Source organism: Yersinia sp. KBS0713 (genome assembly GCF_005937895.2).
Lineage (GTDB): Bacteria > Pseudomonadota > Gammaproteobacteria > Enterobacterales > Enterobacteriaceae > Yersinia > Yersinia bercovieri.
Map to the genome: position 1 here is coordinate 2,530,713 of NZ_CP042173.1, position 16,568 is coordinate 2,547,280.

Consider the following 16,568-nt stretch of genomic DNA (forward strand, 5'->3'; position numbering starts at 1 on the left):
ACATAACTAACCCCTTACTTAACCTCAGGTTATATCATCGACCCTGCCTCCCGCATGAAGAGCTAACTATCTTATTTCTCGACATGACATAAAAGGTTGTGCGGCAACTATCACAAACTGAAAAAAATAGAGCCTGCCATAGGCAAATAGAGGTAAAAATATAACCAACAATGAGAATAACTTAATGACTCAAAGTTTTTCTTATTGAGTCATCAGAGTGCAGTTATTCATTAATGATGAACCGGAACGCACCAGAAAGGTGCGCACCCACTTTATATTAGCTGTATAAATATATAAAAAAACACGCTACTTTAGTCAACTTAATCTGACGAATTTTGATAGCTTCTGCTGGCAATTTGTGCTGGAAACAATAATTTAAGATATTTCTTGATGCCTCTAAATTAAAACGCAATTACTCTAGCGCATAAGCTAAGATTGTATTTCATCTTTTCGTTATAGAACCATTTAAGTTTGGGGCTATAACCTCTGTTTAATTAAAACCAACTTATAAGTCATCATTACTTTTGATAGGCATATAGATTATCTGATGCATTGATGTCTTATTTCGCCTTATCAGCATCAGAGATCTAAATTATGAATTACACGTATATTATCAGCAGCTGCTTTCTGAGTAGTTTGTGGTGGGGCCAAGTTTCAATTGCGCTGGCGGGGGATATCAATCCTCCGGCTCAGACATCGATAGATCAGCAGCTTAAACCACAGGCGAACAACAGCAACCTGTGGCAGCGCCTGATAAACAACATCACACTCGCCTGGGACTCTCCTGAGCAAGAGCTCTATATCCCACTCAATACGTGGCATAACCGCAGGACTTACGATGCTGACAAGATAGCATCATACAATGAGCGTCCATGGGGTATCGGCTATGGTAAATATCGCTATGATGAAGATAACAACTGGCACTCGGTGTATGCCATGGTGTTTATGGATTCGCATAATGAAGTTGAACCCATAATAGGTTATGGCTATCAAAAAATGTGGATCCCTGGGGAGATGAGTGGCTGGCGTTTCGGAGCGGGCTTTACTGCCAGTATTACCGCACGTCATGAATATCTTTACATTCCTATACCATTACCCTTGCCACTTCTTTCTATTGAATATAATAAGTTTTCGCTACAAACCACCTATATCCCCGGCACTTATAATAATGGAAATGTGTTGTTTACCTGGATGCGCTGGCAATTCTAATTAGATACATTATTTAATCAATTAAGCCATGAATAAAAGTGGTTATTTACTGCAATTAAGAATTAATCTCAATTAACCTTAAGCGCACCAGAAAGGGGCAACCACAATGCGTATTAAAGCTCGCCACATAACAGATAATTGGCTTAATTGAGTGCTGATAATCTAAACACTGCGAATCAGTTGTCGAGCGAAATAGCCGGGCTTTCACTATCACTTATTGCCCGGCTATTTTAACTGCGCCGTAGTCCCATCAGGCGATGTTTGAATCATCAGTTTTTATCTGACAGCGCTTATGTTTACGCCGTGTCAGCATGAAACCACACCACAATAGCGCGATCCACACCGGCATCATCAAGACTGAAATCTGAATGCCATCAGTGAGGTACATGATGACCAGAATCAGCGACAAGAACAGCAGACAGAGGTAATTACCGTAAGGATACCATAGCGCCTTAAAGCGTGGTTCCGTGTCCTCCTGCACTTTAGCGGCACGAAACTTTAAGTGAGCCAGGCAAATCATCACCCAGTTAATCACCAGTGTTGAGACCACCAGCGCCATAAGCAGCTCAAAGGCTTTACCAGGCATCACATAGTTGATCACCACGCCCGCAGAGGTCGCCAGCGCCGAGAGCGCGATAGACAAGATAGGCACCCCACGCCGATTAACTTTGGTCAATAACTTAGGTGCATTTCCCTGTGAGGCCAGACCAAACAGCATTCGGCTATTGCAATACACACCGCTGTTGTAGACTGATAATGCCGCGGTCAAGACCACCACATTCAGGATAGTCGCCACCAGTTGGCTATCCAGCGCATGGAAAATCATCACAAAAGGACTCCCCCCCTCAACAACCTTACCCCATGGGTAAAGGGAGAGCAGAACCGCTAATGAACCGATATAAAAAATAAGGATACGATAGACCACTTGATTGGTCGCTTTAGGGATGCTGTGGTGTGGATCTTCCGCTTCTGCAGCAGTGATGCCCACCATCTCCAAGCCACCGAAAGAGAACATAATCACCGCCATCGCCATCACCAAACCGCTAATACCGTGGGGCATAAAACCGCCCTGCGCCCAGAGGTTAGTAACGGAGGCGTCCGGGCCACCGGTTCCAGAGGCCAGAAGATAGGCCCCGAACACTATCATACCGATAATGGCGACAACTTTGATGATAGCGAACCAGAATTCCGTTTCACCATACAGCCGGACATTCACTAAATTGATAGCATTTATCAGGACAAAGAATATTGCCGCAGAAACCCATGTTGGAATTTCCGGCCACCAATATTGAATATAGATACCTACCGCAGTCAACTCCGCCATACCGACGAGAATAAACATCGCCCAGTAGTTCCAGCCAGATAAGAACCCAGCGAAATCGCCCCAATATTTATAAGCAAAGTGACTAAATGAGCCGGCAACCGGCTCCTCAACCACCATCTCGCCCAGTTGACGCATAATAAGAAATGCAATAAAGCCGCCGATGGCATAGCCCAATATCACCGAGGGGCCGGCCATCTTAATGGTCTGAGCGATCCCCAGAAACAGCCCAGTACCAATTGCGCCACCCAGCGCAATCAGTTGAATATGGCGATTTTTTAAACCGCGTTTTAGTGTTGAATCCTGCAACTGCTGTTCCATCCTGTCCTCTGCCGCACCTATCCCCCACTAGCGTGGTAAACAGTGCCTGATAAATGAATCTGCGGCGGTTTTTTAACACTTAAAACTGATTGCATCAAGGATAAAGGTGGTTAGTGAACGATAGGAGAGGCACCAATCAGTTTACGTTATATAAACCCCTGTTGATGCTAGCCGTCGAGAGTTTGACTCTCATTCAGGGCTATACTGCGGACATGCCACATAACTTACTCAGATTGCGGGCACCAATCATCAATGTGGCCACATATGACTGACGTCGGGTGACCACTTCAACCGCAACGCGATTATTCTTATAGCGGATAAGATAAGTTGAAGGCCAGCCCTGACGCCGCTCGCCGTAAGATTTTTGATGGTGGTCAATTGCCGCATGAGCAATAACCAGATGTGATAAATTTGAATCCCCTTTAATAATACGTTTCATCATCAGCTCCACGAAAGTCGTTAAAGAACTTCTTACCGTTTGTTATTCCCGCCACTTAATGCGCGAGGGGTATTCACTCTTGCTGAAAATTATCGATATGGGTACGAAGTGGCATCGTTAATTAAGCTTCCTGACTCAACAAATAGCAGATCATTGCCGCCCGCAATGGGCTTTGGCTATAAGCTTGCCACTCGCCCCGTGGGTTAGTGATTCGGGCATTCCACTGATTATTATCATCAATTTCTGGCGAGTAGAGGCCAATTTTATTGGCATAGATGATAGGCCATGCATCAATTGGGTTTTTGCAGTAATCCTTACCTTTAATACCACCGTAGGGATACCACTTATCTGGTTCTTCACCGGTAAGCAACGCAATGCTTCTGTTTACTTCACTGTCACTCTCTTCATACCATTTAATCATCCGAATCACCGTTATCTTAAAAAGTTCTGGCTACATTACGGCGAAAATAAGACAAATTTATGACAGTCAACACGGTTTATTTCGGCTTGATAAAGAGGACGTTAAAATCTGCAGGAGGAAGAAAAGTGCGAGGTCTCTTGACTCAATATAGGCAAGTGCCTACTGGATTGAATATCACTCTGACACGTCCTTGCGGCAGCGCCAGAGTCTAAATGAGTTTAGCGCTCAGGAATAAAGCCTTTAAAATCGAGAGGAGAAACTATATCACTGTCATTTTGCTCATCACTGCTGCCAGTGGCGTTGACTAATAATGCTTTAAGCAACTCTGTTTGCTGTTTCTGCTGTTCGACCATCTCTTGCAGCAGATGAATTTGTTCATTGGCTCGCACACTGGCACGGCTCAAAAAGAACCAAACTATCAAGAAAAAAATGACAGTAAACAGTGACAGTGCGATTGGGACGACACCTAGCCCGCCCATATTGGTCTCTAACATTGACTCCCCTATTACATGCGTGACGAAGAGAGTATCTTATCACTCTGCCCACAACAAAGGTGAATCTAGAGGGCGATTAACTGTTAATAGTGGTAACAGTTAAAAATAGTTACGTACTGAAACTATAACAAGAGTAGCCAGCAGCACTTACCATGGAATAATCGAAGTAATAGTACAAATACCCGTTGCGAAAGTTCCCCCTTGATCGCAATAGCTATCAAGGGCTAATAGATAAAACAAGCAACAAACGGCAATGATCCCTACCGTTGCGACAAGTTTTTTTATGTTCAAATCAGGCACCTTCTTCACTGTTTTTTTAAATTATACTGGATCGAACATCAACCATTTATAGCCAATATGTAATTACTAATGTCACTATCGCCCTATGACACTACTTTAACTAGAGTTTTTACTGTTTCGTCTTATAAATCAATATAATTTAGGATTTTTACTATTAATTAACACACTATTATAAGCTAAAATATTAAATATATGCACAACATAATAAGTAAAACTAATTACATGGAGTGACTACATGAGCTTATTCAGACTGTTTTTGGTAGCAGCAATCATATATCTTGGCCTACTCTTTTCAGGTTATGGTGTCCTTATCGGTAGTGAGAAGAACGCGGCAGGCCTGGGTTTACAGTGTAAGTACCTAACAGCCAGAAATATCGTCACCGCTCAATTTATAAACGGCGAAAATGGCCTCATTGGTGTCAGTAACTGCCCATTAGTGAAAAAAATAGGTAACAACATATTTGAATAATCAATCTGCGGGTTTGCTATTAACCCGCGGACTATTTTACCCATTACTGGTGGAAATACCCGCCGCAGCGTTGATTTGCATGCTATATGCGGATAAATCACTCAGCATAAATAGCTAATCAACTATTTTTGTGTAAATTTCATATCAATCAATGCAATTGCTTTCTCAACTGCACGTTTAGTCACCGGATCAGCACCTGCTGGATGGGTTGAGAAATCAATAGATTTCAGCTGCTGTGACATTTTATCCCGCACCTCAGTTGGTGCGATAATATCAATTACATCAAGAAGTTGCTTAATCACCAGTTGGCAAGCAACCAGATCAGAGACCAGTTCTTGGTCATTAGTGAACATGTCAGACATCAGTAATTCCTTCACAGTAATATCGTGTAAGAATATCATGCTGCCGAGAATATTTCTTTATCCTCTCGTGTCATATCACCACCTGACGATCAACTGATCAAAATTATCGCTGGCTCATTAATCAACGGAGATTAATGGTATTGGGCGCTAAATAAGTTGGCGGATTGATTATATTATGTACAAAATAGGTTGTCGGAATACGACTTATCATCATGCTGCAAAGAGTTGGATATAAAAAAACCAGGTACGATTATCATCAGTTACCTGGTTCTAGGGATAAATCATTGCATCTATACCGTTCACAATATTCCTAATCTCACAGTTCATCACCTCCTGCGCCTTTACCTTTATGCAGGACCATCACTGGCATCTTTAGAAAAACGGTTACACCAACAACCGCTATCAGAGTCATAATCACTGTTATCAACATGCGATCACCTCATCATTTTTAATTTCTATTTTTCCAAACTCAACCTTCTACCCTCGGGATACACCCCTTCCAGATGACACTACCCTTTTACTATGGCACCAGAAAACTCTTTTGCAAATACTCCCTGAAAACTCTTTATGTCCCATCTCGTGTCGTAGCGGCTAATTTGGTGTTTTGTGTTGTTCGATTCAACTTGTGTATACTGCACTACTCCTAACCTGAAAAAACAGACTAAATAATGTCACAAGAAAATCATCTCGCGTTAGTCTGCGCCCTCAGTAAATGGGTCGAAACCCATCTAGGGCGAGTTATCTACCTCGAAGAGTTAGCCGTATACTCAGGCTACTCACTTTGGCATATGCAGAAAATATTTAAAGAAGTGACCGGAATATCATTAGGTAAGTACATTAGGGAGAGGCGCTTAGCAGGTGCGGTTTATCAACTAAGAAGCAGTGATAGCACCATTTTTGACATTGCTTTGGACTTTGGCTTTGGTTCTCAGTCACACTTTACTTATATGTTCAGAAAACGTTACGGCATAACGCCCTATGATTTTAGGCAAAATACGGATATTGATCTTAATATCGCACTGCCCTTGCATGCCATTCACCAGAAACTGGCATAGTCGGCCAAAGGCCCCGCTATTTGCCTGAAGTTATCCCATCGTTATTCGGCGAATATCAACTCTTTTTGTAGCAATTCTGCACATCAATGGGTTGTGCTTCGTTACGCTGGCGATCAGCCATATAGGTCATAACAAACATGGTGCTAACCACAATCAACGCGGCCAACAGCAAACCAATCAGTGCAATGACTTTATTGTCATCAAACAGGCCCTTATCCATACATTCTCCCTAATTTCTATGGCAAGTCAGATTAACCATAGGATCACAATCAACGTTATTGCAATCAGCAAACATGATGTTGTTAGTAAAACCACGAGCGCAAATTGCGCATCGCCAATCCCTGCCAGGTAATCGCCATTTTTGGTGACATTTTGTTGTTTTTTCAAATTGATGCCTGCTGGTGAATACGCACCTGTCATGACCGTGCATTAAAATTTTGCACTTTTTATTGTGCTGCATTTTATTAAATACCGCGCCAAAACCAACTTAATAGCAGGCCACTCCAACGCGATCCTGTCGTAGTCTGACTTATAGATCAAGCCCATCCATTGTAAAGTTAGGGGCATCCTCCTGACACATTAAAATTGATTATGTATCACCCCTCTTTTTAGATCGACATTAACCATCCGATCACACCGAAATTATTCCGGTTGCCAGGCTATATAGCGCCACAGCGGCAGCGAAAATGGCTACGGCAAAAAGGCATTTCTCGATAGGGGTAAATATTGGCTTATTCTGCTCACGTTTGGCGATAATAAACAACACGGTACCGGGGCCGTATATCACCGCTGACAATAAGATATATTTCAAACCACCAGCATAGACCATCAATATGGCATACAGTGTGGCAATCAATGCAAAAATAAAATCTTTCCGCTGATCAACTGAACCTGTCGGGTAGGTTTCTCGCGTCCAGGCTAATTTCAATCCATAGGCGGCAACCAGCAGATAAGGGATCAAAACCAACGAACTGGTTAACTCCAGTGCGAGCTGGAATGCATACTCAGTAAAAAGCGTAACAATTAAGAATAATTGGATAAAAATATTCGACATCCAAACCGCAGCAGAGGGCACACCTCGCTTATTTTCAGTCGTAAATACCCGAGGTATGATATTACTTTTAGCGGCCGAATAGAGTGCTTCCGCCGCCAAAAGCGTCCAAGAGAGATAGGCACCCATCACCGAAATAATGAGTCCAATACTGATAAATATGGCCCCCCAGCGACCGACAATATGCTCTAACACACCAGCCATTGAAGGTTGACGTAAAGCCGCGAGGTCTGGGCGCAGCAACACACCATAGGAGAGCATAGTGACTAAAACCAGCAGGCATAGCACGCCAATAAACCCTAACACCGTCGCAATACCAACATGTTTTCTCTCTTTGGCATAGCGGGAATATACACTCGCCCCTTCGATGCCAACAAAAACAAATACCGTGACTAGCATGGTGCTACGAACTTGCGAAAAGAGAGACTCAGAACCAGCACCTATTTCTAATGCAGCATGTCCCGTATAACCATAATCATCAAGATGGCTGAGATCACCAATGGCCCCCAGAGGTTGAGTTCCCCAGAAGTTTAATGCGAAGGTATCAGTATGAAATGCAAATGCCAGCACGATGACAAAAATAAATATCGGAATAACCTTGGCGAAAGTGGCAATGGTATTAATCGCGGCAGCTTCTTTGATGCCACGCAACACCATAAAATGGAAACTCCATAAAATTAATGAGGCAATTAACACGGCGGACAGGGTATTGCCATCGCCAAATAGCGGGAAAAAGGCGCCCAATGTCGATTTGATCAAAACAAAATAGGAGACGCTGCCAATACACGCCCCAGACCAGAAACCGATAGCTGAAGCAAAACCAGCATAATCACCGAATCCTGTCTTGGCATAAATATAAACGCCGGAATCTAAATCCGGTTTACGCTGGGCTAAAGTTTGAAAAACAAAAGCCAGTGTCAGCATACCACCCCCTGCAATTATCCAGGCGATGATAGCGCCGAAGCCCCCCGTGGCGCGGCCAAATGTGGCAGGTAAAGAGAAAATACCGGCACCAATCATTGAACCAACAACAAGTGAGGTTAATGACCATAGTGACAATTTTTTATTTGATGAGGCCGCCATTTTCATTCCCATTAACAATAGCTAATTTAATATAAAATAGGTTAACCTAATACGAGATTAAGTCCTATAGATGCTCTTAGTAAAAATGTGAACTTCCGTTAAAAGTTGAATATTGATAGTTTGAGTATAACAAGAGAAAATAATGCACCTAGCCGTCACTCTGAGGATATCGTGCATTGATTGGGGTTGAATTCAGTTGAGCGGTAGCCTATTAGATAGCCATTTTGGCATCATAATACGCTACCTATTTAACCCTATTTGCAGGGCACTCTAGCCAATCAGATTTTTAATCAAATAATAGCGATGATACTCATCTACGACATTTTCTAGTGCCATTTTCAATTGATAGCCATGCTTTTCATAAAAAGGCCGTGCTTGAAAACTGAATGTATCGACTTGGGCGAATTTACATCCCCGCTGTAGCGCCTCCTGTTCTACGCTCCGCATTAATTTACTGCCAGCACCGGTATGGCGTAATGTCTCTGACACCCACAGTAATTCAATACTCAGGTAATTACCTAATGTATAACCAGTAATCCCCCCTAACTTCTCCCCCTGCTCACCGGTGATAAAAACAGCTAATGGTTTGCGGCTCTTGTCGCCAACAAAATCACGATTAAAGGTTCTCAATCCCGCCATAATTTCTGCAACATCTTCAGTCGTTGGGGTATCCGTCATCGTCAACTTCATTATCACTACTCCTCGCTATGATCACACTAACATGGTTCAATTTTATCTTTTTTCTAGCCTATTTTCGCAGATAAGAGTTTTATTATTGGCGAATAATTGACAAAAATAAATGCTATTAATAACCATTTGCATTTATAATGCTGGCACTGTTTTTTATATTTGTACCAATACCCCTCTGTAATTGTAAGGATGTCTCAATGTTCCGCCGTTTCTTCTCTTATTACACCCCATATAAAGGGCTTTTCTATCTGGATTTCGGCTGTGCCATTCTTGCCGGGCTGCTGGAGCTGAGCTTCCCGATGGCGGTAAAATTGTTTATCGATAAGTTGCTGCCAAATCAGGATTGGGTGTTAATTGTCTGGGCAGCAGCGGGCCTGTTAATGATTTATCTGCTAAATACCGCGCTAATGGCGATCGTTAACTACTGGGGCCATGCACTCGGGGTCGGCATCGAAACAGATATGCGCCGTCAGGCATTCAGCCATCTGCAAAAACTCTCTTTTAGCTATTACGACAATGTGAAGACCGGGCATATCATTACCCATGTCACAAAAGACCTTGAAGAGGTTGGGGAAATTGCCCATCACGGCCCAGAAGATCTTTTTATTGCCGTCATGACCTTTATTGGTGCATTTATCCTAATGGCATCCGTTCATCTGCCACTCGCCATGCTCACTATCATTATCGTGCCGTTTATGACCTATCTGGTCAGTCGCTACGGCTCACAAATGACCGAGACTTGGCGCAAGTTATTTGGCCAGGTGGGCAATTTTAATGCCCGGATTGAAGAGAGCATCGGTGGTATTCGCGTGGTGAAAGCCTTTGCCAACGAATCCCACGAAAAGAAATTGTTCGCCAAAGATAACGAAAACTACCGCATCACTAAGTTGCGGGCTTACCGCATTATGACCACTAGCATGACCATGAGCTATCTAAGTACCCGTTTGGTGCAGTTGATTGTGATGGTAGCGGGCACTTGGTACGTGGTTCATGACCAGTTAAGTTACGGCGGATTTGTCGGTTTTCTGTTGCTAGTTGAAGTCTTTTTCCGCCCGGTGGCGAAAATAACCTCAGTGCTGGAGAGCTATCCTAAAGGTATCGCTGGATTCAAACGATTCACTCAACTGATTGATACACTGCCCGATATTGTCGATCAACCCAATGCGCGTCCGGTAGGCCAGCTGCGTGGCGATATTTGTTACCAGAATGTCAGTTTTGGTTATTCACCGCAGAATAAAATTTTCACCCATTTGAATCTGCAAATCCGCGCGGGGGAAACCGTGGCATTCGTCGGGCCATCTGGGGCCGGTAAGACCACATTATGCTCCTTACTGCCCCGCTTCTACGAACTCGATGGTGGTACAATCACTATCGACGGTATCAATATTCGTGATATGACCCAGCAGTCACTGCGTAATAATATTGGTATTGTGCAGCAGGATGTTTTCTTATTCGGCGGCTCTATTCGTGAGAATATTGCCTATGGCAAGCTGGAGGCCAGTGACGACGAAATCATGGCTGCCGCACAGCAAGCTCGACTCGATGAGTTGATTGAAAGCCTGCCTGATGGCCTCGATACCGTTGTTGGTGAGCGTGGTGTGAAATTATCTGGTGGTCAGAAGCAGCGCCTATCTATTGCGCGCATCTTCCTGAAAAACCCACCGATTTTGATTTTGGATGAGGCAACATCGGCGCTAGATACCGCCACAGAACAAGCTATCCAGCTCGCGCTCACTGAACTCTCTCAGGGCCGAACCACGTTGGTGATTGCTCACCGCTTAGCCACCATTCAAAATGCCGACCGCATCATTGTGGTCGATAAAGAAGGGATTGTTGAGCAAGGGGGTCATCACGAGCTGCTCGCCCGTCAAGGGGCCTATGCCAAATTGCATAATGCCCAGTTCAGTGCAGCTTGATGCAGTGTAAAAACCCACCCGCAGATGGGCGTGAATGATAAACTGGAGGAAAATTCAGCCAAAGCCATTCCATCGCGGGCTTAAATAGGGTACAAGGACGCCATGAAAATTCCAAAACGAATCCAACCGCTGGTTGATGACGGCTTGGTTGACGAAGTCATCCGTCGTTTGAAAAGTGGCAAAGAAGCTGATGTCTATGTTGTCCGTTGTGGGCAGGATATCCGCTGCGCTAAAGTTTACAAAGAAGCTGAGAACCGTAGTTTCAAACAGGCGGTTCAATATCAGGAGGGGCGCAAGGTTCGCAATAGCCGTGACGCCCGCGCCATGGCCAAGGGATCTAAATTTGGTCGTAAGCAGCAGGAAGAGACCTGGCAAACCGCCGAGGTTGATGCACTGTATCTGCTCGCTAACGCTGGTGTTCGCGTGCCACAACCCTATGCATGTCTTGATGGTGTTTTGCTGATGGAGTTAGTCACCGATGCCGACGGCCTTGCGGCCCCGCGCCTCAGCGACGTCCCCTTTAGCAAAGAGCAAGCCCTGATTGACCATGGGGTGATGATCCAATATGTGGTGCGAATGCTTTGTGCCGGTTTGGTCCATGGTGACCTATCAGAGTTTAATGTCTTAATCGACAAAGATGGGCCGGTCATTATCGATTTGCCACAAGCGGTCAATGCCGCAGCCAACAACCACGCTAAAGCCATGCTACAACGTGATGTTGCGAACATGACCCATTATTACGGTCAATACGCGCCTGAGCTACTTGGCCGTAAATATGCCAAAGAGATGTGGGCGCTCTATGAAGATGGCAAGTTGCATCCTGAGACCCAACTGACCGGTGAGTTTGCTGAGAGTACAGAAGCGGCAGATGTTGAGGGGGTACTTGAGGAGATTAACGCGGTTATCGCCGAAGAGCAGGAACGTCTGCGTGAAGCCCAAGATCCATATTAATCCGTTACCCTAGGCTAATCTGCAGCAGCAACAATAAAGGGGCAGGTGAAATACGACACCAGGCTATTTCGCCCGCCCTACTTGCCCCAACCTTTTTATTCATTCAATTTAACCCACAAACAGGTTTAGCGCTTATGCGTGTGATTTACCGACGGTGCATATACTGTACGGCCATATGATCAGAGGCGTAGGTCAGTAAAGCGGCAATAAGCGGCACTGTCATCATGCCCCCTACAGCACCTCCCTGGTTCAACCTGCCTATCACGGCATAATCTATTGTGCCATTAGACTGGTGTGTGGCTCGATTAGGGGATGCTATCTGATAGGTATGGGTTAATTGCGGTTTTAGCTGCTTAAGAGAAGCCTCTAACTCATCAGAAGAGCGATTATAATCCCCCATCACAACCCATGTGGCTGCCGGTCTATTCGGCTGCACCGTACTCGTCATATAATTGTCTATAAATTGAATGATTTGTGGTGCTTCATTATTCCTTGCAGCTCTGGCATGTATAGTGAAAAAATAGTCGTCACCAATACGAATACCCAATGTTGGCCGGGTATTATCACCTCTTGCCATCGGCGGTATAATAAGCACTTCATCTGCCCGAACTCGGGAAACCAGGGCTAGATTGATGCGCGATGCCGCATCAGGTCGCCCATTATCAAACTGATAAATATAAAAATCCCTGGGGCGAGTGCTTGAACCTAAATTTAGAATAAACTCTTTCACCATATTTGGATTCACCCCTCCGCTACCGGGATTTATTTTAGTTGTACTGCCCCCAGCAAGTGAAGTTATATCTAATTTCGTATCTGCATGAGGAATTCTTCTCACTATCTCTGGGTGTTGACCCGCTGATATGGGTAAAACGATAGCACTTGGCGGTGCCGCTCCGGTTTCTTGCAAAGCAACAATATCTATTTCATTAATGTTCAACATTCCGGCAACCCCAGTCACCCACTTAGAATTACTACCATAACCACTTTGTGCTCCCTGCATATTCCATGAAGCCAGTTTATAATCAGTAACATCCCCATGGGCTGCCAGAAATTGCAGTGAAAAGCTATAAGCGCACACCTTAAATAATCGTCTCATATTTTATCCATCATATAATAATGCTAAGGTTCTAAGGGGGGAATAATAGCCCAATAAAAACTCTTGTCCGTTCTATTACAAACATCACTGTAGATCGAATAATAGCGAATACCAGAGCTCATATAAATGCACTCGTTATTATGAGCAAACTTAATTAATATGGCGCCAGTATCGATCAACTCAAAATTAAATTTTTGCTTTGAATGAACGCCGGTACAGGTATGTTCTACAACCTGATAACCTGTACCATAGTGTTGAAGACATAATTGCGAATTTTGATTGGAAAAAGAGATCGTCCCATCGTTGTTATATGATACCGCCCAGTTAGCATTAGCTCTCCAGTCTCCTGATAAATTATGGGCGTAATCAGCCCATAGATATTGATTCGCCCCATTATTATGGCTGTATATCACGGCACCATGCTTAACATTATAAATAGATTTGTATATTACTTTGCTCGATGCACTTGCATGATTTGTTAATAATGCCACTAATATGATAAATATACTTTTGGTCGAAATGAATCTATTTAGCTCCTTGTTCATATCACTACTCCTTTGTAAAAAAGCTCATCTTGCAAGCTAGACTAAGTATAGAAATAGTGAAATTTTAATTTTTGTTACGCGCCTACTCTTTATTGGCTAGAAACACCCGATTGACTTGCTCCACAAGCTCTTGATATTCAGCTCACTATTATCGTTTCAACGCGGTTTTTTCCCGAGGCTTTCGCGCGATATAGTGCTTTATCCGCCGCATCTGATAAGTCCATTGCGGCAATATGCTCATCTGGAGCGGAGATCGAAGCCACGCCAACACTAATGGTCACTCGCCCTTGCGGTGACATCCCATGGGGAATATCTAACTCCTCAATAGAGTGACGCATACGCTCCGCAATGACTTTCGCATCAGCCGGGGTGCTAGGTGCCAGCAAGACGATAAACTCCTCGCCGCCATAACGGGCCAAAATATCTGAGCCGCCACGAATTGATTTTGATAAGGTTTCGACAATGGATTTCAGGCAAACATCCCCCATCGCATGTCCATAGAGATCGTTAAAACTTTTGAAATTGTCAAAATCGATCATCAATACCGACAATGTCCCCCCCTCAATGCGATTCTTCTGCCAAATGTGCTGATAGAGGTCATCAAAGTGACGACGATTCGCCACCCCGGTCAGCACATCAGTTTGTGACAACGCTTTGAGGATCGACTCAGACTGCTTAAGCTCCGTAATATCAAAAAATGAGCCATACCAGATCACAGAGCCATCATCCTGACGGGTTGGGAAAGACTCGCCATGGATCCAATGTGTCCCTTTCCCCGGCAATATTACGCGGAAATCACAGCGCCAGACGGAGAGATTTTGTTGCGAAAGGATCACCGCCTGTCTTAATATCTCTATATCATCAGTATGAACCCGGCTAAATAGCGGATTTATCTCTCTCGGCACATACAAAACATCGTCTGGTGACAGGTCAAATATTTTTCGCACCCCTTCACTGCAATATTTAAAATAGGAGTCACCCTCGGAATTTAAATAATAAGCATAAATCATCGCCGGCAGATTTTTAGTGAGCCGATCCATCATCTGCTTACTCTCTTCCAACGCTATCAGTAGGGATTTTCTTTCTGACACATCCGCAATGACACTGATATAGCCAACAGTATTGCTATTATCGGATGTTATTTCGTGGACACTGAGTGCCCCCCAAAATCGTTTACCATCTTTACGTTGATAACACCACTCACTGGCATCGCGGCGGTTAAGCAATAAATAATCCAGCTCAGCCTGCGCCTCGCCATTTTCTGGAATACGTAAAATATCCCGAATAGGATGCCCCAGCACCTCATCTTTCGAGTAGCCAAACATTCTCTCTGCGCCCACATTAAATATCGTGATGCGGTTATTCAGATCGGTGGTAATGATGGCGACCTGTTTTTCGGCATTTAGCAAAACATCCAGTTGAAGATTAGATAATTCATCATTCCCATTCTCTCTCTTCACTGGTTCGCCTTTATGGTGCCGACCAAAGACTTTTTTGATCATGGCACTCAGCTGGTTATGATAAAAAGAGAATAAAGACATAAATATAAATCACCTATTATTCAAAAAGTAATAACAAAAAAGTTAAAATATAGCTAATCCAATAAATACTACCAATAGCGACTAAATAAATTATAACATATAGTATTGAGTCGGTGTAGGTTTGGCGTATTGCTACCGACTATTAGATAAGCACTGACATTCAACTTGATAAAATCATTACAAATCCTGCCAAGAAAACTGAAGTAACAATCCGTTATGCTGGAGGCCAACCATCTCATGATGGCAAACACGACTGCCTGCCACCACCATCAGATAAAAAACCCGAGGTTAGAGCGACATAATTATTAGCCTAGCTAATTCGGTGGTAAAAGTAGATAACTTGAAAATTTCACTTTCCTTTATCTGCTTTCTATTATGTGCTTAATTACCAGTCAATATATTATAAATCAATAAATCATAATAGCAGTTTGCCTTTCTCATTAGACTTATTAATATTCAGCGAAGAGTTAACCATAGACTTTACTACTCAAGTATAGAAATCAAAAAGATAGCACTCAAAACTTAAGTTTCATAATAAATTTAATTATCATTCACCTGCTAAATTATCTATTATGCTGGAAAAATATAGTTTTATATTCCATGCTAAACTATGAGAAGAAAACCTCTCACTCACGCATTAATAATACCAGCTGAAATATAATGGATAGATAAGGAAGTAACCATGTTTTATAAATCTCTGCTTAATATTATCATTGCAATACTCTCACTCGCAGCAATTAATACCGTATTTGCTGCATCATCTCCTACTACACCTAGCGATATGTCATGTAAGGAGTTCCTTGATCTTAATCCAAAAAGTATGACACCTGTGGCTTTCTGGATCATTAATCAGGATACCCAGTATAAGAAAGGAGATACTCTCGATTTTCAGGAGGTCGATACGATTTATACACCCAAGGTGATTGAGATGTGTAAAAAAACACCCGATAAAAAGGTGGCTGAGATGAAGAAAGAGATTGAGGAGGCGACCAACAAGAAGCCAATGTAATATCATCCCTAGCCCCACGCTGGGTAAGTGGGGCTATCATTACTCTTGGTAACGATGAGGAGTAACCATGCTTAAAAAATTGATGGCGCTTTTCACTATCAACCGCAGCCCATCATTTAACGGCAAAAGCCCTAATGGTGAATAAACTCAATACCATACAATCCACCAATGGCATTAATCGTCTCAAGTAAATGAGCGCCATCAGCCTGCGCTAACGCGGTTTCACCCTCTTCTTCATGCCCTAATTGCCACTGGGGAAGTGCGGAAAACCATGCAATTATCTTAGTCATTGTCA

Annotated in this window: 19 protein-coding genes; 6 read left to right on the forward strand and 13 right to left on the reverse strand. The window is 43.4% G+C overall.

The window, feature by feature from the left end; translation table 11 throughout:
* Positions 1 to 594: 594 nt before the first annotated feature.
* Positions 595 to 1,209, forward strand: coding sequence for a lipid IV(A) palmitoyltransferase PagP (gene pagP, locus FFE93_RS11970; RefSeq protein ID WP_032898747.1), 615 nt, complete (start codon positions 595 to 597; stop codon positions 1,207 to 1,209).
* A 250-nt stretch (positions 1,210 to 1,459) separates the two neighbouring features.
* Here the strand turns inward: pagP and FFE93_RS11975 are convergent, their stop codons facing one another.
* The 5 genes from FFE93_RS11975 to FFE93_RS11995 all read right to left on the reverse strand — a co-directional run bounded on the left by FFE93_RS11975 (position 1,460) and on the right by FFE93_RS11995 (position 4,496).
* Positions 1,460 to 2,851 carry an amino acid permease gene (locus tag FFE93_RS11975; protein WP_049603044.1) on the reverse strand — a complete coding sequence of 464 codons (1,392 nt, stop codon included), beginning with the start codon at positions 2,849 to 2,851 and terminating at the stop codon, positions 1,460 to 1,462.
* A 199-nt stretch (positions 2,852 to 3,050) separates the two neighbouring features.
* Positions 3,051 to 3,290: a DUF4060 family protein gene (locus tag FFE93_RS11980; protein WP_032898748.1), complete on the reverse strand. Its 240-nt coding sequence runs from the start codon at positions 3,288 to 3,290 to the stop codon at positions 3,051 to 3,053.
* Between the two features lie 121 nt (positions 3,291 to 3,411).
* Positions 3,412 to 3,711 carry a phage protein NinX family protein gene (locus FFE93_RS11985; RefSeq protein WP_005278535.1) on the reverse strand — a complete coding sequence of 100 codons (300 nt, stop codon included), beginning with the start codon at positions 3,709 to 3,711 and terminating at the stop codon, positions 3,412 to 3,414.
* 218 nt (positions 3,712 to 3,929) lie between these two features.
* Positions 3,930 to 4,205, reverse strand: a complete 276-nt coding sequence (locus FFE93_RS11990) for a YebO family protein (RefSeq protein ID WP_005278539.1) — start codon at positions 4,203 to 4,205, stop codon at positions 3,930 to 3,932.
* Between the two features lie 147 nt (positions 4,206 to 4,352).
* Positions 4,353 to 4,496, reverse strand: a complete 144-nt coding sequence (locus FFE93_RS11995; RefSeq protein WP_071984948.1) for a PhoP/PhoQ regulator MgrB — start codon at positions 4,494 to 4,496, stop codon at positions 4,353 to 4,355.
* 244 nt (positions 4,497 to 4,740) lie between these two features.
* On the opposite strand from FFE93_RS11995, the gene FFE93_RS12000 reads away from it, so the two are divergent.
* Positions 4,741 to 4,974: a YobH family protein gene (locus tag FFE93_RS12000; protein WP_032898751.1), complete on the forward strand. Its 234-nt coding sequence runs from the start codon at positions 4,741 to 4,743 to the stop codon at positions 4,972 to 4,974.
* A gap of 122 nt (positions 4,975 to 5,096) precedes the next feature.
* On the opposite strand, the gene FFE93_RS12005 is transcribed toward FFE93_RS12000, so the two are convergent.
* Positions 5,097 to 5,336, reverse strand: a complete 240-nt coding sequence (locus tag FFE93_RS12005) for a DUF2766 family protein (RefSeq protein ID WP_032898752.1) — start codon at positions 5,334 to 5,336, stop codon at positions 5,097 to 5,099.
* A 668-nt stretch (positions 5,337 to 6,004) separates the two neighbouring features.
* On the opposite strand from FFE93_RS12005, the gene FFE93_RS12010 reads away from it, so the two are divergent.
* On the forward strand, positions 6,005 to 6,391 hold the full coding sequence (locus FFE93_RS12010) for a helix-turn-helix domain-containing protein (RefSeq protein WP_032898754.1): 387 nt from the start codon (positions 6,005 to 6,007) through the stop codon (positions 6,389 to 6,391).
* A 55-nt stretch (positions 6,392 to 6,446) separates the two neighbouring features.
* Here the strand turns inward: FFE93_RS12010 and FFE93_RS12015 are convergent, their stop codons facing one another.
* The 3 genes from FFE93_RS12015 to FFE93_RS12025 all read right to left on the reverse strand — a co-directional run bounded on the left by FFE93_RS12015 (position 6,447) and on the right by FFE93_RS12025 (position 9,215).
* Positions 6,447 to 6,611: a hypothetical protein gene (locus FFE93_RS12015; RefSeq protein ID WP_005278549.1), complete on the reverse strand. Its 165-nt coding sequence runs from the start codon at positions 6,609 to 6,611 to the stop codon at positions 6,447 to 6,449.
* Positions 6,612 to 7,022: 411 nt separating this feature from the next.
* The gene (locus FFE93_RS12020; RefSeq protein ID WP_138775235.1) at positions 7,023 to 8,525 is read right to left on the reverse strand and encodes an amino acid permease; all 1,503 of its coding nucleotides are present in this window, start codon (positions 8,523 to 8,525) and stop codon (positions 7,023 to 7,025) included.
* Between the two features lie 270 nt (positions 8,526 to 8,795).
* The gene (locus FFE93_RS12025; protein WP_005278557.1) at positions 8,796 to 9,215 is read right to left on the reverse strand and encodes a GNAT family N-acetyltransferase; all 420 of its coding nucleotides are present in this window, start codon (positions 9,213 to 9,215) and stop codon (positions 8,796 to 8,798) included.
* Between the two features lie 197 nt (positions 9,216 to 9,412).
* Between FFE93_RS12025 and FFE93_RS12030 the strand changes: the two genes are divergently transcribed.
* Both FFE93_RS12030 and FFE93_RS12035 read left to right on the forward strand, forming a co-directional pair.
* A complete protein-coding gene (locus tag FFE93_RS12030) occupies positions 9,413 to 11,131 on the forward strand; it encodes an ABC transporter ATP-binding protein (protein ID WP_138775236.1) in 1,719 nt (572 codons plus the stop codon).
* Positions 11,132 to 11,233: 102 nt separating this feature from the next.
* A complete protein-coding gene (locus FFE93_RS12035) occupies positions 11,234 to 12,082 on the forward strand; it encodes a PA4780 family RIO1-like protein kinase (RefSeq protein WP_005278564.1) in 849 nt (282 codons plus the stop codon).
* 145 nt (positions 12,083 to 12,227) lie between these two features.
* On the opposite strand, the gene FFE93_RS12040 is transcribed toward FFE93_RS12035, so the two are convergent.
* The 3 genes from FFE93_RS12040 to FFE93_RS12050 form a co-directional block, all read right to left on the reverse strand.
* On the reverse strand, positions 12,228 to 13,178 hold the full coding sequence (locus tag FFE93_RS12040) for a cytolethal distending toxin subunit B family protein (RefSeq protein WP_138775237.1): 951 nt from the start codon (positions 13,176 to 13,178) through the stop codon (positions 12,228 to 12,230).
* Between the two features lie 23 nt (positions 13,179 to 13,201).
* Complete coding sequence (locus tag FFE93_RS12045) at positions 13,202 to 13,723, reverse strand: hypothetical protein (protein WP_138775238.1); 522 nt, start codon at positions 13,721 to 13,723, stop codon at positions 13,202 to 13,204.
* A gap of 137 nt (positions 13,724 to 13,860) precedes the next feature.
* Entirely contained in the window at positions 13,861 to 15,264 is a 1,404-nt protein-coding gene (locus FFE93_RS12050; RefSeq protein ID WP_186367650.1) for a diguanylate cyclase, read from the reverse strand.
* A 682-nt stretch (positions 15,265 to 15,946) separates the two neighbouring features.
* On the opposite strand from FFE93_RS12050, the gene hdeB reads away from it, so the two are divergent.
* Positions 15,947 to 16,273, forward strand: coding sequence for an acid-activated periplasmic chaperone HdeB (hdeB, locus tag FFE93_RS12055; protein ID WP_138775239.1), 327 nt, complete (start codon positions 15,947 to 15,949; stop codon positions 16,271 to 16,273).
* A gap of 131 nt (positions 16,274 to 16,404) precedes the next feature.
* On the opposite strand, the gene FFE93_RS21525 is transcribed toward hdeB, so the two are convergent.
* Positions 16,405 to 16,563: a hypothetical protein gene (locus tag FFE93_RS21525; protein WP_005278574.1), complete on the reverse strand. Its 159-nt coding sequence runs from the start codon at positions 16,561 to 16,563 to the stop codon at positions 16,405 to 16,407.
* Positions 16,564 to 16,568 lie beyond the last annotated feature (5 nt).